The organism is Streptomyces sp. NPDC015127 (assembly GCF_043080095.1).
Lineage (GTDB): Bacteria > Actinomycetota > Actinomycetes > Streptomycetales > Streptomycetaceae > Streptomyces.
Map to the genome: position 1 here is coordinate 277,070 of NZ_JBIBVE010000003.1, position 21,782 is coordinate 298,851.

General features: G+C 71.5%; 20 protein-coding genes. 15 read left to right on the plus strand and 5 right to left on the minus strand.

Annotated features, from left to right (window positions below):
* Positions 1 to 66 precede the first annotated feature (66 nt).
* The 12 genes from ACF08N_RS07510 to ACF08N_RS07565 all read left to right on the plus strand — a co-directional run bounded on the left by ACF08N_RS07510 (position 67) and on the right by ACF08N_RS07565 (position 14,160).
* On the plus strand, positions 67 to 1,380 hold the full coding sequence (locus ACF08N_RS07510) for a DUF6716 putative glycosyltransferase (protein ID WP_392323634.1): 1,314 nt from the start codon (positions 67 to 69) through the stop codon (positions 1,378 to 1,380).
* A 112-nt stretch (positions 1,381 to 1,492) separates the two neighbouring features.
* Complete coding sequence (locus ACF08N_RS07515) at positions 1,493 to 2,767, plus strand: cytidylyltransferase domain-containing protein (RefSeq protein ID WP_392323635.1); 1,275 nt, start codon at positions 1,493 to 1,495, stop codon at positions 2,765 to 2,767.
* A 13-nt stretch (positions 2,768 to 2,780) separates the two neighbouring features.
* Entirely contained in the window at positions 2,781 to 3,704 is a 924-nt protein-coding gene (locus ACF08N_RS07520) for an N-acetylneuraminate synthase family protein (protein WP_392323636.1), read from the plus strand.
* A gap of 210 nt (positions 3,705 to 3,914) precedes the next feature.
* The gene (locus ACF08N_RS07525) at positions 3,915 to 4,943 is read left to right on the plus strand and encodes a hypothetical protein (RefSeq protein WP_392323637.1); all 1,029 of its coding nucleotides are present in this window, start codon (positions 3,915 to 3,917) and stop codon (positions 4,941 to 4,943) included.
* Positions 4,944 to 5,125: 182 nt separating this feature from the next.
* The gene (locus ACF08N_RS07530) at positions 5,126 to 6,394 is read left to right on the plus strand and encodes an amidohydrolase (protein WP_392323911.1); all 1,269 of its coding nucleotides are present in this window, start codon (positions 5,126 to 5,128) and stop codon (positions 6,392 to 6,394) included.
* Positions 6,395 to 6,630: 236 nt separating this feature from the next.
* A complete protein-coding gene (locus tag ACF08N_RS07535) occupies positions 6,631 to 7,680 on the plus strand; it encodes a BMP family protein (protein WP_392323638.1) in 1,050 nt (349 codons plus the stop codon).
* A 268-nt stretch (positions 7,681 to 7,948) separates the two neighbouring features.
* The gene (locus ACF08N_RS07540; RefSeq protein ID WP_392323639.1) at positions 7,949 to 9,505 is read left to right on the plus strand and encodes an ABC transporter ATP-binding protein; all 1,557 of its coding nucleotides are present in this window, start codon (positions 7,949 to 7,951) and stop codon (positions 9,503 to 9,505) included.
* A complete protein-coding gene (locus ACF08N_RS07545) occupies positions 9,502 to 10,611 on the plus strand; it encodes an ABC transporter permease (protein WP_392323640.1) in 1,110 nt (369 codons plus the stop codon). Before ACF08N_RS07540 ends, ACF08N_RS07545 begins: the two co-directional genes overlap by 4 nt.
* A gap of 91 nt (positions 10,612 to 10,702) precedes the next feature.
* Positions 10,703 to 11,974 (plus strand): ABC transporter permease, encoded by a 1,272-nt coding sequence (locus tag ACF08N_RS07550; protein WP_392323641.1) that lies wholly within the window; start codon positions 10,703 to 10,705, stop codon positions 11,972 to 11,974.
* Positions 11,971 to 12,366, plus strand: coding sequence for a cytidine deaminase (locus ACF08N_RS07555; protein WP_392323642.1), 396 nt, complete (start codon positions 11,971 to 11,973; stop codon positions 12,364 to 12,366). The genes ACF08N_RS07550 and ACF08N_RS07555 overlap by 4 nt, the downstream gene beginning before the upstream one ends.
* Positions 12,367 to 12,475: 109 nt before the next feature.
* Positions 12,476 to 13,753 (plus strand): thymidine phosphorylase, encoded by a 1,278-nt coding sequence (locus ACF08N_RS07560; protein WP_392323643.1) that lies wholly within the window; start codon positions 12,476 to 12,478, stop codon positions 13,751 to 13,753.
* An 83-nt stretch (positions 13,754 to 13,836) separates the two neighbouring features.
* Complete coding sequence (locus ACF08N_RS07565; RefSeq protein WP_392323644.1) at positions 13,837 to 14,160, plus strand: STAS domain-containing protein; 324 nt, start codon at positions 13,837 to 13,839, stop codon at positions 14,158 to 14,160.
* Here ACF08N_RS07565 and ACF08N_RS07570 read toward each other — a convergent pair.
* From ACF08N_RS07570 to ACF08N_RS07580, 3 genes are all read right to left on the minus strand, one after another.
* Positions 14,157 to 15,161 carry a sigma-70 family RNA polymerase sigma factor gene (locus ACF08N_RS07570; protein WP_392323645.1) on the minus strand — a complete coding sequence of 335 codons (1,005 nt, stop codon included), beginning with the start codon at positions 15,159 to 15,161 and terminating at the stop codon, positions 14,157 to 14,159. The genes ACF08N_RS07565 and ACF08N_RS07570 overlap by 4 nt on opposite strands.
* 138 nt (positions 15,162 to 15,299) lie before the next feature.
* Positions 15,300 to 15,947, minus strand: coding sequence for a L,D-transpeptidase family protein (locus ACF08N_RS07575; RefSeq protein ID WP_392323912.1), 648 nt, complete (start codon positions 15,945 to 15,947; stop codon positions 15,300 to 15,302).
* A gap of 348 nt (positions 15,948 to 16,295) precedes the next feature.
* Positions 16,296 to 17,564 carry an MFS transporter gene (locus tag ACF08N_RS07580; RefSeq protein WP_392323646.1) on the minus strand — a complete coding sequence of 423 codons (1,269 nt, stop codon included), beginning with the start codon at positions 17,562 to 17,564 and terminating at the stop codon, positions 16,296 to 16,298.
* A 62-nt stretch (positions 17,565 to 17,626) separates the two neighbouring features.
* Between ACF08N_RS07580 and ACF08N_RS07585 the strand changes: the two genes are divergently transcribed.
* Positions 17,627 to 18,577, plus strand: coding sequence for a LysR family transcriptional regulator (locus tag ACF08N_RS07585; RefSeq protein ID WP_392323647.1), 951 nt, complete (start codon positions 17,627 to 17,629; stop codon positions 18,575 to 18,577).
* 236 nt (positions 18,578 to 18,813) lie between these two features.
* On the opposite strand, the gene ACF08N_RS07590 is transcribed toward ACF08N_RS07585, so the two are convergent.
* Positions 18,814 to 19,680 carry an alpha/beta hydrolase gene (locus tag ACF08N_RS07590; RefSeq protein ID WP_392323648.1) on the minus strand — a complete coding sequence of 289 codons (867 nt, stop codon included), beginning with the start codon at positions 19,678 to 19,680 and terminating at the stop codon, positions 18,814 to 18,816.
* 115 nt (positions 19,681 to 19,795) lie between these two features.
* Here ACF08N_RS07590 and ACF08N_RS07595 point away from each other — a divergent pair, with 115 nt between their 5' ends.
* Together ACF08N_RS07595 and ACF08N_RS07600 are read left to right on the plus strand one after the other, a co-directional pair.
* Positions 19,796 to 20,932, plus strand: coding sequence for an adenosine deaminase (locus ACF08N_RS07595; RefSeq protein WP_392323649.1), 1,137 nt, complete (start codon positions 19,796 to 19,798; stop codon positions 20,930 to 20,932).
* Positions 20,933 to 21,074: 142 nt separating this feature from the next.
* Positions 21,075 to 21,437: an ATP-binding protein gene (locus ACF08N_RS07600; protein WP_392323650.1), complete on the plus strand. Its 363-nt coding sequence runs from the start codon at positions 21,075 to 21,077 to the stop codon at positions 21,435 to 21,437.
* A 115-nt stretch (positions 21,438 to 21,552) separates the two neighbouring features.
* Here ACF08N_RS07600 and ACF08N_RS07605 read toward each other — a convergent pair whose 3' ends face one another.
* Positions 21,553 to 21,753: a PspC domain-containing protein gene (locus ACF08N_RS07605; RefSeq protein WP_392323651.1), complete on the minus strand. Its 201-nt coding sequence runs from the start codon at positions 21,751 to 21,753 to the stop codon at positions 21,553 to 21,555.
* Between the last annotated feature and the right edge of the window lie 29 nt (positions 21,754 to 21,782).

Consider the following 21,782-nt stretch of genomic DNA (forward strand, 5'->3'; position numbering starts at 1 on the left):
CTCTGTTAACCCGTTGTTGCAGTTGAGTTGGGCCGTGAAACGAAATGCCTTCCTAGCGTCCTCGACGTGCCAACACGTACCAGTGAGGCCGTACGGGTAGCCGTACTCGCCGACTCCGACACCCGGTGGAAATGGGGTGCGCTCACCGCGCACCGCATCGCCCCGAGCACCTCAGTGGAGCTGAGCGGCTTCCTGCTGCGCGGCCGGGCCACCCCGACGGCCCGTCAGCTCGCCGAGGTGGGCGTGCACGCCGACGCGATGCGCGAGGTGACGGGGAACGAGTTCCTGCGGGCGGTCGAGGACGGGCCGTACGACATCGTCGTCCTCGCACTCGTCGGCGGCGGCGTGCAGGCCATGCTGCACGGCCTCGCCGCACTGGGACTCCCGCGCCGGCCCGTCGTCGTCACCGGCTACGTCGGCGTCGTCTACGAGAAGCTCGCCGACGGGCTGCTGCTGCGCCACGGCGCCGATGTCGTCCTCGCCAACTCCCGCCACGACGCGGACCGTTTCCGCGCCGTGTACGAGGGGGTCGGCGCCGACGCCTCGGCCGTCACCGAGGCCGCGCTGCCCTTCCTCGGCGGCGCGCCGTACCAGCCGGAGGAGGGCCGCGACACCGTCGTCTTCGCCGCGCAGCCCTCCGTGCCCGAGAGCCGCGCCGACCGTACGTACCTGCTGCGCCGCCTCGTCGAGCACGCGCGACTGCACCCGCGGCGCGAGGTGCTGCTGAAGCTCCGGTCCAAGCCGGGCGAGCACACCACGCACCTGGAGGAGCTGCCGTACCAGAGGCTGGCGGACCGGCTGCCCGGCGGACTGCCGCCCAACTTCCGTCTCGTGTACGGGAACATGGGCGAGGTCCTGGACCGCACCGACCTGCTCGTCACGGTCTCCTCGACCGCCGCGCTCGAGTCCCTTCACCGCCGCATCCCCACCGCGGTCCTCAGCGACCTCGGGGTGCGCGAGGTGCTGGGCAACCACCACTTCCTCGGCTCCGGCCTGCTGACGTCCTGGGACCGGCTCGACGCCGGTCACCGTCCGGTGCCCGATGCCGAGTGGCTGGCCCGGCAGGGCGTCGCCGCCGAAGGCTCGTACGAGAGCGCCTTCGACGAGGCGCGTGCGCGGGTCGCGAAGCTGCTCGCCGACCGGCCCGGCCCGATCGCGCCGTACTACACGCCGAGCACGGCACCGGGCTACCTGCCGAACATCCTCGCCCGCCACCACCTCGCCCCCGACGGCACGGCGCTGCCCGGCGCGGCCCCGAAGGCGGAGGCCACGGGCCTGCGCCGGGTGGTCCGCGACGCGGTCCGCGAGGCCGCACGCGGCGCGTACCGCCACGGCGTCCAGCGCGTGGCCCCGATGATCCGCCGAATGGGCGACCTGTGACCCCCACCGCCGTCCAGGGGGCGGCCCGCCCCAGGACCGTCCGCCCAGCGCCCGCGGACCGCACGTGGCCCCGTTCGGGGTCGGACCGCACTCGTACTGTTCAGGAGCCCCGATGACCGTTCTCGCCGTGATCCCCGCCCGGGGCGGATCGAAGGGCGTGCCGGCCAAGAACCTGGCGCCCGTCGCCGGTGTGCCGCTCGTCGCGCGTGCTGTGCGTGCCTGCCTCGACGCACCGCTGGTCACGCACGTCGCCGTCTCGACCGACGACGCCGACATCGCCGCCGCCGCGCGCAGCGCGGGCGCCGAGGTCGTGCTGAGGCCCGCCGCCATCGCCGGTGACACCGCCACCAGCGAGTCCGCCGTCCTGCACGCCATGGACGCGCACGAGGCCGTGCACGGCGACGGCGTCGACGTGGTGCTGCTCGTGCAGTGCACCAGCCCGTTCATCGCCCGCGAGGACATCGAGGGCGTCGCCCGCGCGGTCGTCGAGGACGGGGCGGACAGTGCGGTGACCGTCGCCCCCTTCCACGGCTTCGTGTGGCGCGAGAGCGAGCCCGCCGACGCGGCGGACCCCTCCGTGGCACAGGCCGTCGGCTCCACCGCCGTCCTTGTCGACACCGCCACGGCCACCGGCTCCGGCTACGGCGTCAACCACGACGCCTCCTTCCGGCCCCGCCGCCAGGACCGTCCCCAGGACTTTCTGGAGACCGGCGCCGCGTACGCGATGAACGCCGCCGGCTTCCGCGAGGCCGGGCACCGGTTCTTCGGACGCACCGCACTCGTGCGCACCGACCCCGCCCGCGTCCTGGAGGTCGACGACCCGCACGACCTGGCCCGCGCCCGGGCGCTCGCGCCCCTGCTGGACGCCGCCGCCCTGCCCGCACGCGAGGACGTCGACGCGGTCGTCCTGGACTTCGACGGGACCCAGACCGACGACCGGGTCCTCATCGACGCGGACGGCCGCGAGATCGTCGCCGTCCACCGCGGGGACGGCCTCGGCGTCGCCCACCTGCGCAGGGCCGGACTGGAGCTCCTGATCCTGTCCACCGAGCAGAACCCGGTCGTCGCCGCCCGCGCCCGCAAGCTGCAGGTCCCCGTCCTGCACGGCATCGACCGCAAGGACCTCGCCCTCAAGCAGTGGTGCGAGGAAAAGGGGATCGCGCCCGAGCGCGTGCTCTACGTCGGCAACGACGTCAACGACCTCCCGTGCTTCCACCTCGTCGGCTGGCCCGTGGCCGTCGCGAGCGCGCACGACTCCGTACGGGCCGCCGCGCGTGCCGTCACTGCCACGCCCGGCGGGGAGGGCGCGATCCGCGAGATCGCCGCCTGGCTCCTCGGCCCGCACCTCAACACCCCTGAAACCACCCCCCTGTCCCCCGAGAAGTAAGGAAAGACCCCCCATGAGCACCACCCGCCTGCGCACCCTCGGCAGCAAGACCGCCGGCCCCGGCCGCCCCGTCTACGTCACCGGCGAGATCGGCATCAACCACAACGGTGACCTGGAGAACGCGTTCAAGCTGATCGACGCGGCCGCCGACGCGGGCTGCGACGCGGTCAAGTTCCAGAAGCGCACGCCGGAGATCTGCACCCCGCGCGACCAGTGGGACATCGAGCGCGACACCCCCTGGGGCCGTATGACGTACATCGACTACCGCCACCGCGTCGAGTTCGGCGAGGACGAGTACCGCGCGATCGACGAGCACTGCAAGAAGCGCGGCATCGACTGGTTCGCCTCCCCGTGGGACACCGAGGCCGTCGCCTTCCTGGAGAAGTTCGACGTCCCGGCGCACAAGGTCGCGTCCGCCTCGCTCACCGACGACGAGCTGCTGCGCGCCCTGCGCGCCACCGGCCGCACGATCATCCTGTCGACGGGCATGTCCACCCCGAAGCAGATCCGCCACGCCGTCGAGGTCCTGGGCAGCGACAACATCCTGCTCTGCCACGCCACCTCGACGTACCCGGCGAAGGCCGAGGAGCTCAACCTGCGCGTCATCAACACGCTGCAGGCCGAGTACCCGAACGTGCCGATCGGCTACTCCGGCCACGAGACCGGTCTGCAGACCACCCTCGCCGCCGTCGCCCTGGGCGCCGCCTTCATCGAGCGCCACATCACCCTCGACCGCGCCATGTGGGGCTCCGACCAGGCCGCCTCCGTGGAGCCGCAGGGCCTCACCCGCCTCGTCCGCGACATCCGCGTGGTGGAGGAGTCGCTCGGCGACGGCGTCAAGAAGGTCTACGAGAGCGAGCTCGGCCCGATGAAGAAGCTGCGCCGCGTGGCGGGCGTCGTGGCCGAGGCGGACGACCGTGAGCCGGCCGCGGTCTGACACCCCGGCCCCGGCCCCGTCCCGGGGGCCGGCCCCTGCCGCAGCGCCGCACCGGGCGCGGGCGTCCGCGCCCGGCGGGCCCGCCGCGCCGACGCGGTCACGTACGCGCCGTGCGCACCCGGCCGGCCCGGCCGGGTGCGCGGCGGGCGTATCCATCCAGACCCCGGCCCCGCCGGGCACGCCGATCCGGCATCACGAGGTGAAACCCCAGTGAATCTCGCGTTCGTCGAGAGCCCGGTCCAGCTTCTGAACGTCCTGGAGTGGGCCCACGCCGCCCGGACCCCGGCCGCCGACCTCACCGTGGTCGTCCTGTCGCCCACCGACCCCATGTCGCGGGGCCAGCTGCGCCGCATGGCGGAGCTGGCACGCGGCGAGGGGTACACCGTCCGCTGGCAGGAGGCGCGCGGTGGGGCCGGCGCACCCCTGCGGACCATCCGCGAGCTCGGCCCGATACTGCGCCGCGCCGAGCGGATCGTCATCGGGGACCCGTTCTCCCGCTACGTCCAGCTGCTGCTGACGCTCGTCGGCGGCAAGCACCTGACCGTGGTCGACGACGGCACGGCGACCATGGAGTTCGTCGCGCAGGTCACCCGCGGGGAGCAGCTGGTGCGCTGGCACCGGCGCGGTGGCCGCCGCGGCCCGCGCGAGCTGGTGCTCGCACCGGTGACGTTCATGGCCCGGCGCAGGCTGGCCCCGTCCCGCACCCGTGCCGTCGAGGTCTTCACCTCGATGCCCGTGGAGCCGTCGCCGGGGATCACCGTCACGCCGAACGACTTCGCCTGGACGCGGGAGCGCTTCGGGCCCCCGACGCTCACCCGGGGCGCCGACCTGGTCGGGACCTCGCTGGTCGAGACGGGCGTGGTGGACCTGGAGCAGTACCTGGAGGCGGTCGCGACGCTCGCCCGCGCCCACGGCGCCACCCGCTACTTCGCCCACCGCAGGGAGAGCTCCGACAAGCTGCACCGGCTCGCCGCCGAGACGGGCCTCGCGGTGGTACGACCCGACCTGCCGCTGGAGCTGATCGCCCGCAGGGGCCCGATAGGCTCAACGGTGCTGAGTTTTCCTTCGACGGTCGTCCACACCCTTCCGCTGGCCCTCGCGGGCACGGGGATCAAGGTGGCGGTCTGCGACATCGCGCCGGAGTGGCTGAAGGAGAGCGCATCGCCGCGCGCCCAGGGATTCCTGGCGGTCGTCACGGGCACGGCCCGGGATGTGCACCGGCTGGCGGCGCCCGCTTGAAGGGGCGGGACCGGGGTCCGCGAGCAGAGCCGACCTGACAAAAAGGGCGAGTGAGTTTACCCACAACGACAATCGACTATGCGCCTCGTACCAGGTTTTCTTCCCCTATGAGGCTGATCTTTTGTTGATCGCACGGCAGTTGGGGCCGTGAGGGGCATACCCTTCACTGGGTGAACCAGTTGATGTCCCGCGAGTCCGAAGAAGCCGAGACGCCCGGCGCAGACGCAGCGCCCTCCATGGGTGCGCTGCCGGGCGACGCCGTACTGCCCGGCAGGCTGACCGAGCCGCTGCGTACGGAGCTCGTCGCCTTCCGGCGCGACCTCCACATGCACCCCGAGCTCGGGAACCAGGAGTTCCGTACCACCGCGGCGATCAAGGACCGCCTGGAGCGGGCCGGCCTGAAGCCGCGGGTCCTCTCCATGGGCACCGGGCTCGTCTGCGACATCGGCACGGCCTCCGCCCCCGGGCGGCCGCTGTTCGCGATCCGCGCCGACATCGACGCCCTCCCGATCCCCGACACCAAGAGCGGGGTCCCGTACCGCTCCACCGTGCCCGACCGCGCCCACGCCTGCGGTCACGACGTGCACACCACCACGGTCCTCGGCGCCGGACTGGTGCTCGCCGAGCTCGACCGGCAGGGCCTGCTGACGCAGCCGGTGCGGCTGCTCTTCCAGCCCGCCGAGGAGGTGCTCCCCGGCGGCGCGGCCGACGCGATCGAATGCGGTGTGCTCGACGGCGTCGGCAAGATCATCGCGGTTCACTGCGACCCCCGGGTCGACGCCGGCTCCATCGGTCTGCGGCCCGGCCCGATCACCTCGGCCTGCGACCGGATCGAGGTCGCGCTCGACGGCCCCGGCGGGCACACCGCCCGGCCGCATCTGACGACGGACATGGTCACCGCCGCGGCGAAGCTCGCCATCGAGGTCCCGGCCCTGCTCTCCCGGCGCGTCGACTCCCGCTCCGGCCTCGCCGTCACCTGGGGCCGTATCACGGCAGGTCACGCGCCCAACGTCATCCCGCAGCACGCCGAGCTCTCCGGCACCGTCCGCTGCCTGGACCTGGCCGGCTGGCGCGCCGCCCCCGACCTGGTGCACGCCGCGATCGACGAGGTCGCCACCCTGCACCGGGCCAAGTCGCAGATCGACTACATCCGCGGAGTGCCGCCCGTCGTCAACGACCCGGCCGTCACCGAGCTGCTGCACGCCGCGCACGCCGCGCGGCGCGGATCGTATGCGATCGAGGACACCGAGCAGAGCCTCGGCGGCGAGGACTTCTCCTGGTACCTGGAGCACGTGCCGGGCGCGATGGTCCGTCTCGGTGTGCGGACCCCGGGCGACACCACCCGTCGTGACCTGCACCGCGGGGACTTCGACGTCGACGAGGAGGCCATCACCGCCGGCGTCGAGCTGTTCACCGCCGCGGCCCTGCTGGAGGGCCTGCGGACCCCCTGAGCCACCTGCCCGGACCAGGCATCGCACGGGTGTCCGGCCGGGCGTCCGGCGGCGACACGCCGGGGCGCGGAGGCGCAGGCGCCCGTCCCGGCACGCCGTACTGGGTGCGTGGCTTGTTCGCGACGATCCGATAACGACTGATGAACGGGTCTTTAACTGACATCTACGCGCGTTACGATCGCCGCGAACCCAGCGCCGGAAGTGGCGCTTTCGGTCAGGTTTTAAGGAGCCCCCCAGTGCGCCGGATCACCAGGATCGCCACCGTGGGCATCGCGTCCGCGGCTCTCGCACTGTCTGCCACCGCGTGTGGCAGCGAGACGTCGTCCGAGGCAGGCTCGGACGACAAGGGCGGCAAGGCCGCCATCGCCTACGACATCGGTGGCCGCGGCGACCAGTCCTTCAACGACGCCGCGTTCGCCGGTCTGGAGAAGGCCGAGAAGGAACTCGACATCCAGGGCACCGAGCAGGAGCCCAGCGAGGGCGAGGGCGACCCCGACAAGGTCCAGCGCCTCACCGCCCTGGCCCGCGCCGGCAACAACCCGGTGATCGGCGTCGGCTTCGCCTACGCCCCGGCCATCGCCGAGGTGGCTCCGAAGTTCCCGAAGACGACCTTCGGCCTCATCGACGACACCTCGAAGACCGGCCCGAACATCGCCAACCTCGTCTTCAACGAGGAGCAGGGCTCCTATCTGGCCGGCGTCGCCGCCGCCAAGGTGACCAAGTCCAAGACGGTCGGCTTCGTCGGCGGTGTCGAGACCCCGCTGATCAAGAAGTTCGAGGCGGGCTTCGTCCAGGGCGTCAAGGACACCGACAAGAACGTCAACGTCAAGGTCCAGTACCTGACGCAGCCGCCGGACTTCGGTGGCTTCTCGAAGCCGGACCTCGGCAAGGCCGCCGCGGAGGGCCAGCTCGACGCGGGCGCCGACGTGATCTACGCGGCCGCCGGTCTCGCCGGTGCGGGTTCCATCGAGGCGACCGCCAAGGCGAAGAAGTGGGCCATCGGCGTCGACTCGGACCAGTTCAACCAGAAGGGCCTGGCCGCCTACAAGGACCAGATCCTGACCTCGGTGACCAAGAACGTCTCCGGTGCCGTGTTCAACCTGATCAAGTCGGTCAAGGACGGCAAGCCGCAGACCGGTGAGATCCGCTACGGCCTCCAGGACGACGGCGTCGCGCTGGCCCGGTCCAACCCGGCGTTCACGAAGATGACCGACGTCATCGCCGCGGTCGACAAGGCCAAGGCCGACATCACCGCCGGCACGATCAAGGTCAAGACGGCTCCGTAACGCGCCCGGGCCCACCCGGTCCCCCGTACGGACTCGGTCCGGGACCCGCACCCTCGCGGGCCCCGGACCGAGTTATGGCCACCGGTTTTCTCCATTCGGGATCGCTACGCGCGTAGAACCCTCCTCGGCGCGATAACTTCGCACCCACCCCTGCCCGCCGATCTCCGCCCTTCCCGCCTGCCCGCCAGCAGCCGCCCGCCCCGACCTGCCGGCTCCCTTTCCCGCCCAAGGAGAGTGCGTCATCAACGCGTCCAGTCAGTCATTGCCGATGGCTGCTGCCGTAGAACTGCGCGGCATCACCAAGCGCTTCCCCGGCGTCGTAGCCAACCACGACATCGACATCACCGTCCGCAAGGGCACCGTGCACGCCCTCGTCGGTGAGAACGGTGCCGGCAAGTCGACGCTGATGAAGATCCTCTACGGCATGCAGAAGCCCGACGAGGGCTCCATCACCGTCGACGGCGACCAGGTCACCTTCTCCAGCCCCGCCGACGCCATCGCGCGCGGCATCGGCATGGTCCACCAGCACTTCATGCTGGCCGACAACCTCACCGTGCTGGAGAACGTCGTCCTCGGCGGCGAGAAGCTGTACGGCATCGGCTCCCGCGCCCGCAAGAAGATCCAGGAGATCTCCGACGCCTACGGCCTCGGCGTGCGCCCCGACGTCCTCGTCGAACAGCTCGGCGTCGCCGACCGCCAGCGCGTGGAGATCCTCAAGGTCCTCTACCGCGGCGCCCGCACCCTGATCCTCGACGAGCCGACGGCCGTGCTCGTGCCCCAGGAGGTCGACGCGCTCTTCGCCAACCTGCGCGAGCTCAAGGCCGAGGGCCTGACCGTCATCTTCATCTCGCACAAGCTGGGCGAGGTGCTGTCGGTCGCTGACGAGATCACCGTGATCCGCCGCGGCACCACCGTCGGCACCGCCGACCCGAAGACCACCACGACCAAGCAGCTCGCCGAGCTGATGGTCGGCACCGAGCTGCCCTCGCCGGAGACCCGCGAGTCGACGGTCACCGACGTCCCGATGCTCACGGTCGACGGACTGCGGCTCACCGAGACGGACCCCGACGGCGTCGTCCGCGAGGTTCTCGACGGCATCGGCTTCACCATCCACAAGGGTGAGGTCATGGGCATCGCCGGCGTCGAGGGCAACGGCCAGACCGAGCTCATCGAAGCCCTGATCGGTCTGCGCATCCCCGACGGCGGCGTCATCACCCTCGACTCCACCGACATCTCCCATGCGCCCACCCGCAAGCGGCGCGAGGGCGGCATCGGCTACATCCCCGAGGACCGCCACCGGCACGGACTGCTGCTGGAGTCCCCGCTGTGGGAGAACCGCATCCTCGGCCATGTCACCGAGGCGCCCAACAGCAGGAAGGGCCTGCTCGACCTCAAGGCGGCCCGCAAGGACACCGAGCGCATCGTCCGCGAGTACGACGTGCGCACGCCCGGCATCGAGGTCACCGCCGCCTCCCTGTCCGGCGGCAACCAGCAGAAGCTGATCGTCGGCCGCGAGATGAGCCACGCGCCCAAGCTGCTCATCGCCGCCCACCCCACCCGCGGTGTGGACGTCGGCGCGCAGGCGCAGATCTGGGACCAGATCCGCGAGGCGCGCCGCGAGGGCCTGGCTGTCCTGCTGATCTCCGCCGACCTGGACGAGCTGATCGGGCTCTCCGACACCCTGCGGGTGATGTATCGCGGCCGCCTGGTCGCGGACGCCGACCCCGCCACGATCACCCCCGAGGAGCTGGGCTCGGCCATGACCGGCGCCGCCACCGGCCACCTCGAAGCACCCCAGCAGCCTGAGAACGGTGAGGGCCGATGAAGAAGTTCGACAAGGACCGGCTGATCCTGGGCCTGGCCGGCCCGGTGCTCGCGCTGGTCGTGGCCTTCCTGCTCACCTCCGTGGTGCTGATCCTCTCGGACCGCAGCCCCTTCGAGCCGTACGCGCTCATGGTGGAGCAGCTCGAGTTCACCGACGTCCAGGTGCTGATCATCAATCAGACCGGCATCTACTACCTGGCCGCCCTCGCCGTCGCCATCGGCTTCCGGATGAACCTGTTCAACATCGGTGTCGACGGCCAGTACCGCCTCGCCGTGATGCTGTCGGCGGTCGTCGGTGCCGCTGTCGAGCTGCCCGGGCCGCTGCACATCCTGCTGATCGTGCTCGTCGCCATGGCGGTCGGCGCGTTCTGGGCCGGTATCGCGGGCGTCCTGAAGACGACCCGGGGCGTCAGCGAGGTCGTCTCCACGATCATGCTGAACGCCATCGCCACCAGCCTGATCGCCTGGATGATCCTGCCGAGGAACCTCGGCGTGCAGCCGCCGGGATCCAACGACCTGACGACCGGTGAGATCGCCGAGTCCGGCTGGTTCCCCGGCCTGGACATGGGCCAGGGCGGATTCATCTACGGCTTCACCTTCGTCGCCTTCGCGCTCGGCATCGTCTACTGGTTCGTCCTCAACCGCACCCGCTTCGGCTTCGACCTGCGCGCCACCGGTGCCAGCCAGTCCGCCGCCCAGGCGAGCGGTGTCGACTCCAAGCGGATGATCCTCACCGCGATGCTGATCTCCGGCGCGGTCGCGGGCCTCGCGGGCATGCCGATGCTGCTGGGCCAGACCCACACGTACAGCCTCAGCTTCCCGGTCGGCGTCGGCTTCACCGGCATCACCATCGCGCTGCTCGGCCGCAACAACCCGATCGGCATCTTCTTCGCCGCCCTGCTCGTCGCCTTCCTGGACAAGACGGCCGAGGGCCTCGGCCTCGAGGGCTACGAGAAGGAGATCGCCACGATCATGCAGGGCCTGATCGTGATCGCGGTCGTCGTGTCCTACGAACTCGTCCGCCAGTACGGGCTGCGCCGGCAGCAGCAGAAGGTCGGCGAGGAACTCGCCGCCCAGGCCCGTGAGAACAAGGAGGTGGCGGTGTGAGCGACACACACGAGGCCACCGGCCCGCAGATGACGACGATGCCCGCACCGGCGCGCCGAGTGGGCGGAGAAGCGAACGAAGGCAGGACAGCATGACGGAGAGCACCAGCACGGTCTCGATGGCGAGCACCGCGCCCAAGAAGGGCGGCGGCCGCCGCAAGCTGTCCCTGCCCGTCATCCTGCTGATCATCGCGGGCGGCCTGCTGCTGTTCTCGCTGGTCCGCACGGTCAGCGGCGCCGACGACCTCACCTCCGTCGGACAGATCTCCGGCGCCCTCCAGCTCGCCGTGCCCATCGGTCTCGCCGGCCTCGGCGGCCTGTGGGCGGAGCGGGCCGGCGTGGTCAACATCGGTCTCGAAGGCATGATGATCCTCGGCACCTGGTTCGGCGCCTGGGCCGGCTACCAGTGGGGTCCGTGGACCGGCGTGCTGCTCGGCATCGCGGGCGGCGCGCTCGGCGGCCTGCTGCACGCGGTGATGACGGTGACGTTCAACGTCAACCACATCGTCTCCGGTGTCGCCATCACCATCCTGGCCACCGGCCTCACCCGCTACCTGTCGAACTTCACCTTCGACAAGGCCGAGGGCGGCTCCTCCAAGCAGTCCCCGCGGATCGAGGCGATCGACCGGATCACCATCCCGGGGCTCTCCGACTGGCTGGCCGACATCCAGGGCAAGCACTGGTTCTTCGTCTCCGACCTCGCCGGCGTGCTGGGCGGTCTGATCACCAACCTGTCGTGGCTGACCGTCGTGGCGATCCTGCTCGTCCCCGGCACCTGGTGGGTGCTGTGGCGCACCGCGTTCGGCCTGCGCCTGCGCTCTTGCGGTGAGAACCCGGTCGCCGCCGAGTCGCTCGGCGTCAACGTCTACAAGTACAAGTACATCGCCGTCGTCGTCTCCGGCGGGCTCGCCGGGCTCGGCGGTGCGTTCCTCGCGATCGTCTCCACCGGCATCTACCAGGAGGGCCAGACCGGCGGCCGCGGCTACATCGGTCTCGCCGCCATGATCTTCGGCAACTGGATGCCCGGCGGAATGGCGCTCGGCGCCGGCCTGTTCGGCTTCACCGACAGCCTCAAGCTGCGCGGCGGCGCGGTGAACGTCCACGCGATGCTGCTGCTGCTGGCGATCCTGCTGCTGCTCGTCGTGGTCTGGCAGCTGTACAAGAAGAAGTACCTCCAGGCCGTGATCTCGGCCGCGGTCTCGGCGCTGCTGTTCACCTGGTACGCGCTGACCGACGAGCTGCCCAGCCAGTTCGTCGACGCCGCTCCGTACGTCGCCACGCTCCTCGTCCTCGCGCTGTCCGCGCAGCGGCTGAGGATGCCCAAGGCGGACGGCCTGCCCTACCGCAGGGGCCAGGGCAAGTGACCGCGGCTGCCTTCGACTGGGAGGCCCTGCGGGTGCTGGCGCGTGAGGCGATGTCGCGCGCGTACGCCCCCTACTCGGGCTTCCCGGTCGGGGTGGCGGCCCTCGTCGACGACGGCCGCACCGTCATGGGCTGCAACGTCGAGAATGCCTCCTACGGGCTCGGTCTGTGCGCCGAGTGCGGGCTCGTCTCGCAGCTCCAGGCGACGGGCGGAGGCCGGCTCACGCACTTCACGTGCGTGGACGGCCGGGGCGAGCTGCTCGTGCCGTGCGGCCGCTGCCGGCAGCTGCTGTACGAGTTCGGCGGGCCGGACCTGCTGCTGGACACCCCGGCGGGAGTCCTGCCGCTGTCGGAGATGCTTCCGCAGGCGTTCGGGCCGGGCCATCTGTCGTAACCCCTTGTTTCCCGCGGCCCTTCCGCTCCGGTGGAAGGGCCGCTCCCATAACCTTGCTCTATGCGCGTAGAGCCAACTCTGCCGCGTGGAGCGACTCTGGAGGAATGCCATGGACGTCATCTCCGTCATCCGCACCAAGCGGGACCGGGGCGAGCTGAGCGACGAGCAGATCGACTGGGTGATCGACGCCTATACGCGCGGCGAGGTCGCCGACGAGCAGATGTCGGCCCTGGCCATGGCCATCCTGCTGAACGGCATGAACCGCACGGAGATCGCCCGCTGGACCGCCGCGATGATCGCCAGCGGTGAGCGCATGGACTTCTCCTCCCTCTCCCGTCCGACCGCCGACAAGCACTCCACCGGCGGCGTCGGCGACAAGATCACGCTGCCGCTCGCGCCGCTGGTCGCCGCGTGCGGCGCGGCCGTTCCGCAGCTGTCCGGCCGCGGCCTCGGCCACACCGGCGGCACGCTCGACAAGCTGGAGTCCATCCCCGGCTGGCGCGCGCTGCTGTCCAACGAGGAGATGCTGAACGTCCTCGACACCACCGGCGCCGTCATCTGCGCGGCCGGCGACGGCCTCGCCCCCGCCGACAAGAAGCTGTACGCGCTGCGGGACGTCACCGGCACCGTCGAGGCGATCCCGCTGATCGCGTCCTCGATCATGTCGAAGAAGATCGCCGAGGGCACCGGCTCGCTCGTCCTGGACGTGAAGGTCGGCACCGGCGCGTTCATGAAGACCATCGAGGATGCCCGCGAACTCGCCTCCACCATGGTCGCGTTGGGCACCGACAGCGGAGTGCGGACCGTCGCCCTGCTCACCGACATGTCCACGCCGCTGGGCCTCACGGCGGGCAACGCGCTCGAGGTCCGCGAGTCCGTCGAGGTCCTCGCCGGCGGCGGCCCCGCGGACGTCGTCGAGCTCACCCTGGCCCTCGCCCGCGAGATGCTCGACGCGGCCGGCATCAAGGACGCCGACCCGGCGAAGGCGCTGGCCGACGGCTCCGCGATGGACGTGTGGCGCCGGATGATCGCGGCCCAGGGCGGCGACCCGGACGCCACCCTGCCGGTCGCCCGCGAGCAGCACGTCGTCACGGCCCCGTCCTCGGGCGTCCTGACCCGCCTCGACGCGTACGACATCGGCATCGCCGCCTGGCGCCTGGGCGCGGGCCGCGCCCGCAAGGAGGACCCGGTCCAGGCGGGCGCGGGCGTCGAGATGCACGCCAAGCCGGGCGACACGGTGACGGCGGGCGAGCCGCTGCTGACGCTGCACACGGACACGCCGGAGAAGTTCGACTACGCGCTGGGGGCGCTGGAGGGCGCGTACGACATCGCGCCCGCTGGCACGGCGTTCACGGCGAACCCGATCGTGCTCGACCGGATCGCCTGAGCCCGGGGAGCGTCCGGCACCCGCGAGCCGCGCGCGCAGCGATGAGTTCGGGCCGCGGTGCCGGTCATCCTCATGTGGACGCCATGCAGCCGATCGTCATGCGCATCGCCGGGAGGGTCGCCCCCGGCGATGCGCCCCGCCTGTGCGAAGAGTTGAGCGCCCTGCTCAGGGACGACGGCACGACGGCGGGCGGTGACGCGCGGGGGTGCCGGCCGGAGGTGGTGGTCTGCGACGTCGGCGGCCTCGCCCAGACGTCGCTGGCCGTCGTCGACGCTCTCGCCCGCCTCCAGCTCACCGCCCGCCGCCACGGCACCCGGATACGCCTGCGGAACGCCCCGCCCGAGCTCGTCGCCCTGCTCGACCTCGTCGGGCTGGTGGAGCTGGTGGAGCTGGGCGAAGCAGCCTAGGGCGCCTCCTGTGCCGGTGCCCCGGACTTGTCCAGCCGCGCCGGCAGGTCGAACAGCGGGAACCAGCGCTTGGTGTCCAGGAAGAAGTCCATCCCCCCGACCTTGCCGTCCCGCAGGTCCAGCACGATCAGGGCCCACGGCTCGTAGCCCTCGCCGTCCTGGCTCGGGTGGTAGTGCGCGAAGGCCGGGACGCCGTTCGCCACGGTCGGGACCAGCCGCGAGCCGCGGCAGACCTCGCCGACGCCCAGCATCCAGCCCACGATGTCGTCGTGCCCGCGCAGCCACAGGTCGTACGGCGGCATGGACATCGTCGCGTCCTCGTGCAGCAGCGCCGTCAGGGCCTTCATGTCGTATCCCTCGAAGGCCGCGACATAGCGGTTCAGCAGGTGCTGCTGCTCCTCGTCGAGCGGGTCGGCCGCGTCGGAGGCCGTCGGCTCCTGCTCGGCGAGCGTCGCGCGGGCGCGCTGAAGGGCGCTGTTGACCGACGCCACCGTCGTGCCCAGCAGCTCGGCCACCTCGCTCGCCTTCCAGGCGAGCACCTCGCGCAGGATCAGCACCGCACGCTGCTTGGGCGGCAGATGCTGCAGCGCGGCGACGAACGCCAGCCGGATCGTCTCCCGCTCCACAGCGGTCTCCGCCGGGTCCACGACCGACGGCAGCACCCGCCCGTCCGGCACCGGCTCCAGCCAGGTGATCTCCGGACGGGCGTTGAGCTGGGCCTGGGCGACCGGGGTCGGACCCGTCAGGTCCATCGGCCGTGCGCGGCGGTTGCCCGCGTTGAGCATGTCCAGGCAGACGTTCGTCGCGATGCGGTACAGCCAGGAGCGCAGCGACGAACGCCCCTCGAACTTCTCGATGTTCCGCCAGGCGCGGACCATCGTGTCCTGGACCGCGTCCTCCGCCTCGAAGGACGAGCCCAGCATCCGGTAGCAGAAGCCGGTCAGCTCCCTGCGGTGCTGCTCCAGCCGTGCGTCGAGATCCTGTGTAGCGAGGTCACTCATCGGGTCCACCCCTGTCACCCATCGGCACCAGCGGTTCGAAAGCTACCGCAGCCCACTGACAGTCAGGTCCGAGCCGGTGAATCCGGGAGCGGCCGGGCCGCTCCCGTGGGACTGTGGAAGGGCGTGTGGCCGACGGGCTCAGGTGCCGGGCTTGCGCCCGTACACGTAGACGTCGTCGCCGTTCTTCAACAGGTTCCAGTATGCCTTCGCGTCCGCGGAGCGCATGTTCACGCAGCCACCGGACCCCGGCGGGTTCCACATGGACTTCGTCGTGGAGTGGAAGGCCTGCCCGCCGTCGAAGAACTGCGCGTACGGCATCCGTACGTGGTACAGCGTCGACCAGTGGTTGATGTTGCGCCAGTAGATCTTCTTCGCGCCGGTGCGGGTCTCCGTGCCGTTCTTGCCCGTGCGCACCGGGACGGGGCCGTACTTCAGGGTCTTGCCGTCCTGGATCCAGCTGAGCTGCCTCGTCAGGTCGACGCAGGCGATCCGGCCCTTGTTCACCGGGCACTTGCCCGCCTTGTTCGGGTTCTTCCCCGCCGCACGCTGCGCGAGCATCGTGTTCATCGTGCGCCAGGTGATCGGGCCCGCGTAGCCGATCGTGGGCGTGATGCCGTGCTTGGCCTGGAAGGCGCGGGTGGCCTTGCAGTCGGCCGCCGACTGGCGCCCGTCGACCGGGCGGCCGAGGAACTTCTCGACCTGCTTCTGGTACGGGCCCGTCGAGGTGGTGCACGAAGCGGCGTGCGCGGTACCGCTGCCGAGTGCCACACCGAGCGGGAGCAGCATGCCGGTCAACCCGAGCGCCACTCCCGTACGTCCTATTCTGCCCCTCATGTCCCCCAACTCCCCTTCGAGTGCCTTCCCGTTGGGACGGTCTGTCGGTTGAGACACTCGAAGGGGGGTGTCAGTTGCACTGACGGGGGACGTATTCGCGGCGTAACCGTGCGGTGCGCCCAGGCCCTGTCCGGGTGATCTTGCCGGGCTCGCGTGCCCTGGCAGGCTGCCCCGCAGCCTCCGGCGCGGGAGGTACGCCCACCTCCGCCTTGCATCTGCACGCACCGGACCCTCCCCCTGCGCCGTGCGGGCGTGGGGGGACCCCGACTCACTGATCCGGCCTGATCGACCCGACAGGACTTAGGCGGCCGCCACCAGAACCCGCTCCTGGGCCCGCGCCGCGTGCGTCCCGTACAGCGTGATCGACACGACGCCGAGCACCGCCAGCAGACCGAGGACCGCCGTGCCGGACCAGCCGCCGGCGTGGAAGGCGATCGCGCCGAGCGTGCCGCCCGCGCTGCTGCCCAGGTAGTACGCCGACTGGTACAGCGCCGACGCCTGGGCGCGGCCCGTCTTCGCCGTCCGGCTCACCGAGGACGACGCGACGGCGTGGCCGGCGAAGAAGCCGGCGGTGATCAGGACCAGGCCGAGCAGCACGGCGGCCAGCGAGTCCGCGAGCGAGAGCAGCAGGCCCGCGGCCGTCGTGGTGACCGCGAGGTACAGCGCGCCGCGCCTGCCCAGCCGCGCGACCAGCTTCCCCGCGGCGGCGGACGAGACCGTGCCGACGAGGTAGACCAGGAAGATCGAGCCGATCACGCCCTGCGGGAGGTGGAACGGAGCCGCCACCAGGCGGTAGCCGATCACCGTGTAGACCGCGCCGAAGACGGTCATGAACAGCGCGCCGATCGCGTACAGCCGCATCAGCAGCGGGTCGGACAGGTGCCCGCGGACCGTCTTCGCCAGGGCGAGGGGGCTGAGCGAACCGGGCGCGAAGTGCCGTGCCCGGGGAATCAGCACGCGGAAGACGAGCGCGCACGCCAGCGCCATCACGCCGACCGCGGCGAGCGCGACGCGCCAGCCCGCGACCTGGGCGACCCAGCCGGTGACGATGCGGCCGCTCATGCCGCCGATGCTGTTGCCCGCGACGAACAGGCCGATCGCCGCCACCAGTGCCTTGGGCCTGACCTCCTCCGCGAGGTAGGCCATCGCCGAGGCCGGCAGTCCCGCCAGCGCCGCGCCCTGCAGGGCGCGCAGCGCCACCAGCCACTCCAGGTTCGGTGCGAACGGCACCAGCAGACCGAGGACGACCGCCACCGCCAGTGACACGGTCATGACCGCCCGCCGCCCGAAACGCTCGGACAGAGTGCTGAGCGGCAGGACACACAGGGCCAGCGCGCCCGTCGCCGCGGACACCGTCCAGCTGGCGGCGCTCGCGGTCACGCCGAAGTCGGCGGAGACGGCGGGCAGCAGCGCCTGCGTGGAATAGAGGAGAGCGAAGGTCGCCATGCCGGCGGCGAAGAGCGCGAAGCTCATGCGGCGGTAGCCGGGAGCGCCGGGGGCGAGTCGGAGATCAAGGGACTGCGAGGCGGCGCCCACGGTGGTGGGCGCCTTGGTACTGGCAGGAGGCATACGTCGACGGTAGGCCGCCGTTTTTCATGCGTCCAATGCATGAAAGAGAGATAATCGTTCCCATGGCGCATGAACACAGCTCAGGGGCTCGCCTGTCACAGGCCAGTTACGAAGAAGACATCACGCTGCTGCTCGCGCCGCGGCTCGCGTACTTCGCCGGGGTCGCGCGGCAGGAGCATGTGACGCGGGCCGCACAGGAGATGGGCGTACCGCAGTCGACGCTCTCGCGCGCCATGGTGCGGCTCGAACAGGACCTGGGCGTCACGCTGTTCGCCCGCAAGGGCCGCACGGTGGCGCTCACCCCGGCCGGCCGCGCCTTCCTCACCTCGGCGGAACGGGCGCTGTCCGAGATCGAGCGGGCGGCGGAGGCGGTCCGGGCGGACGCCGACCCGCGGGCGGGCAAGGTCGCCTTCGGCTTCCTCCACACCATGGGCTCCGAGACGGTGCCGGGCCTGATCCGCGCCTTCCGCGCCGACCACCCCGGGATCCGCTTCACCCTGGTCCAGAACTACGGCGAGGCCATGATCGAACGGCTCCGGGCCGGCGAACTCGACCTGTGCCTGACCTCGCCGGTCCCGCACGCGCCGGACCTCGTGGCGCGCCGCCTCGACGAACAGCGCCTGCGGCTGGTCGTCCCCGACGACCACCGCCTGGCCTCGCGCAAACGCGTGCGCCTCGCCGAGGCCGCGGACGAAGCCTTCGTCACGCTCGAACCGGGCTACGGGCTGCGCCGCATCACCGACGACCTGTGCACGGAGGCGGGCTTCACGCCGCGGATCGCGTTCGAGGGCGAGGAGGCGGAGACGCTGCGCGGGCTGGTGGCGGCGGGCCTGGGCGTCGCGCTCCTCCCGCCCCCCGCGGTGGCCCGCCCGGGCGTCGTCGAACTGACGGTCACGGCGCCGAGGGCGGTCCGCGAGATCGGTCTGGCCTGGCTGGACGGCCACCCGGACACGCCTCCGGTGGCGGCGTTCAAACGCTTCCTGCTGTCCCGCCGCGGCAACCTCCTGGCGTAGGGGGTGTCTCGCCGATCATGCCGGGCTCGCGACGCCCTGCGACCCCGTCTCCCGCGTTGTCGTCGGTCGCCATGGCTCCGCCATGTCTCGTCCCCCTACGCCTCCGGCGTGGGAGGTACCCCCACCTCCGCCTTGGATCCGGGGGCGCATGACGCCGCTCACTGATCCGGCCTGATCGGCGAGACACCCCCAGCCCGGACCGCGCGATGCCCTCGTGCCCGGCCCGGCCCGAGGCCCTACCGGCGCAGGGCGCGCGTGAAGCCCGCGGAGAGCGGCATGCGCAGACCCAGCGGCGGCGGAGCCGCCAGCGCGTCCGCCACCGGTCGGGCGTACCTCCCCGTGAAGAGCGAGCCCAGCACGAAGTCCGCGGCCAGCGCCAGGACTTCGTCCTGGTACTGCCGCAGCGCATGCCCGTCCGAGTGGACCTCGAAGCGGCACGTGTCCCGGTTCGACTTCTTCGCGCGCTCCGCCAGGCGGTACGAGAGCTCCGGATCCGTCGTCCGGTCGTTCGTGCCGTGCACGATCAGCACCTGCCGGCCCGCCAGCTGTTCCACCGGCTCCGGCCGTGCCGCCACGTCGTCCTCCGGCAGCCACGGCGCCAGCGCCAGCACCGAGTGGACCGCCGGGTGACCCGCCGCGTGCAGGGCCGCCCGGCCGCCCATGCCGTGACCGGCCAGGCACACGGAGACGTCGCCGTAGCGGCGTACGACCTCCTCCACCGCCCAGCTCGCGTCCGCGGCGAGGCGCGCGTCCGGGCCGTTCCAGCCGCGTGAGCGGTACCGCACCCAGTGCACGACCAGGCCCTCCGCGCGTCCGGCCCGCTCCAGCGTGCGGCCCAGAGGCAGCACCGCCGCGTACGACAGCGCCGATGCCCGGCGTTCCGATTCGGGCTCGCCGTCCGGGAGCAGCAGGACCACGCCCGCGACCGCCGTGTCCGTGCCGGCGCGTGCGCCGAAGCGTCCGGGCAGCCGGCCCAGCCGGGCCTGTGCCGGTGTCCGCCCGGTGCGCTCCGCTCGCCCGACCGCCGCGTCACCGAGGGGTACCGACCCGGCGCCCGGTCCGGCCGGGCGCCCCCGCCACCGGGGCAGTGCATGGTGTGCCATGGCCCAACAGTCTCAGAAGGCCAGGTGTACTCCACTCGTACGCACGGTCACTGTTACGTATCGACGGGCCTCGCCGGGGGGCGCGCTCTACGCGCGTAGGGGCTAGAGTGCGCAGATGACGAGCCAGACCCTCAATTCGCCCACCGGGGACCAGATCCGCCGCGCCCCGAAGGTCCTGCTCCACGACCATCTCGACGGCGGTCTGCGTCCCGGCACGATCATCGACCTCGCCCGGGACAGTGGTTACGAGGCCCTGCCCGAGACCGAACCCGACAAGCTCGGCATCTGGTTCCGCGAGGCCGCCGACTCCGGTTCGCTGGAACGGTATCTGGAGACGTTCGCGCACACCTGCGCCGTCATGCAGACCCGCGACGCCCTCTTCCGCGTGGCCGCCGAGTGTGCCGTGGACCTGGCCGAGGACGGTGTCGTCTACGCCGAGGTCCGTTACGCCCCCGAGCAGCACCTGGAGGGCGGACTCACTCTCGAAGAGGTCGTCGAGGCGGTCAACGCGGGCTTCCGGGAAGGCGAGCGCCGGGCCAGGGAGAGCGGCCACCGCATCCGCGTCGGGGCGCTGCTGACCGCGATGCGGCACGCCGCCCGCGCCCTGGAGATCGCCGAACTGGCGAACCGTTACCGCGACACGGGCGTCGTCGGCTTCGACATCGCGGGTGCCGAGGCCGGCTTCCCGCCCACCCGGCACCTGGACGCGTTCGAGTACCTCAAGCGCGAGAACAACCACTTCACGATCCACGCGGGCGAGGCCTTCGGGCTGCCGTCGATCTGGCAGGCGCTCCAGTGGTGCGGCGCCGACCGCCTCGGCCACGGGGTGCGCATCATCGACGACATCGAGGTCGCCGAGGACGGCTCCGTGAAGCTGGGACGGCTCGCCGCCTATGTGCGGGACAAGCGCATCCCGCTGGAGATGTGCCCGACGTCCAACCTCCAGACCGGCGCGGCCGACTCGTACGCCGACCACCCCATCGGCCTGCTGCGCCGACTGCACTTCAGGACCACGGTCAACACCGACAACCGGCTGATGAGCGGCACGAGCATGAGCCGCGAATTCGAGCTGCTGACCGAGGCGTTCGGATACACGCTCGACGACATGCAGTGGTTCACCGTCAATGCGATGAAGTCGGCGTTCATCCCTTTCGATGAACGACTGGCGATGATCAACGATGTGATCAAGCCCGGCTATGCCGAGCTGAAGTCCGAATGGCTGTTCAGGCAGACCGCCACAAGCGGGAACTGAGCGCCTGCCGACCCTGCCGACACGCGTACACCCAAGCGGCCGGAAGCGTCAATTTCCGGCCGCTTCGCGGTGTTTGCGGCGCGTGTGCGAGGCTGACTAGCTTGCGGAGCCGCTCTTATCCCCGTCCCCAAGGAATTGGCTGATGAAGCAGTCCGCAAAGACCCTCGGTGTCGCCGCTCTCGGCGCCGCCTTCGCCGCTGCCGCGGCCGGCACCGCCTCCGCCGCGCCCGCGCTGCCCGATGCCACCGGTGCGCTGGGCCCCGTCTCCCAGCTCGCGCCGGTCCAGGAAGTCGCCACCAAGCTCCCGGCGGGCGCCCCGCAGTCCCTCGCCGGCGGCCACTCCGCGCTGACGAAGTCCGCCGCCGTGCTGCCGGGCGCCGTCCAGCAGACGGCCGGCCAGGTGCTGAAGACCCACGACGCGGTCGCTCCTGTCACCGGCCTGCTGGGCGGCCTGAAGACGGGCGAGCTGGGCGGCGGCCTGCTGCCCGGCGGACTCACCGGCTGACGAACCGGCCGACGAGCCACGACGGCCGTGCACGTGTGGGGCGCACACCCGAACAGGGTGTGCGCCCCACCGTGCTTGTCCCAGGATCGCCGCCATGCGAGCCACGACCGCTGCCTCACCAGGTGGCGGTGGCCGCCTTCTCCGACGGCAGCAGCAGCCACAGCGCCAGATAGAGCAGGAACTGCGGCCCGGGCAGCAGGCACGAGACCACGAAGATCACACGCATCGTCGTCGCGGACATGCCGAAGCGCCGGGCCAGCGCTGCGCACACTCCGCCGATCATTCGTCCGTCCCTGGGGCGGGCAAGTGCGGCCATGGTGGGCTCCTTCGCGAGAACGTCCGGGG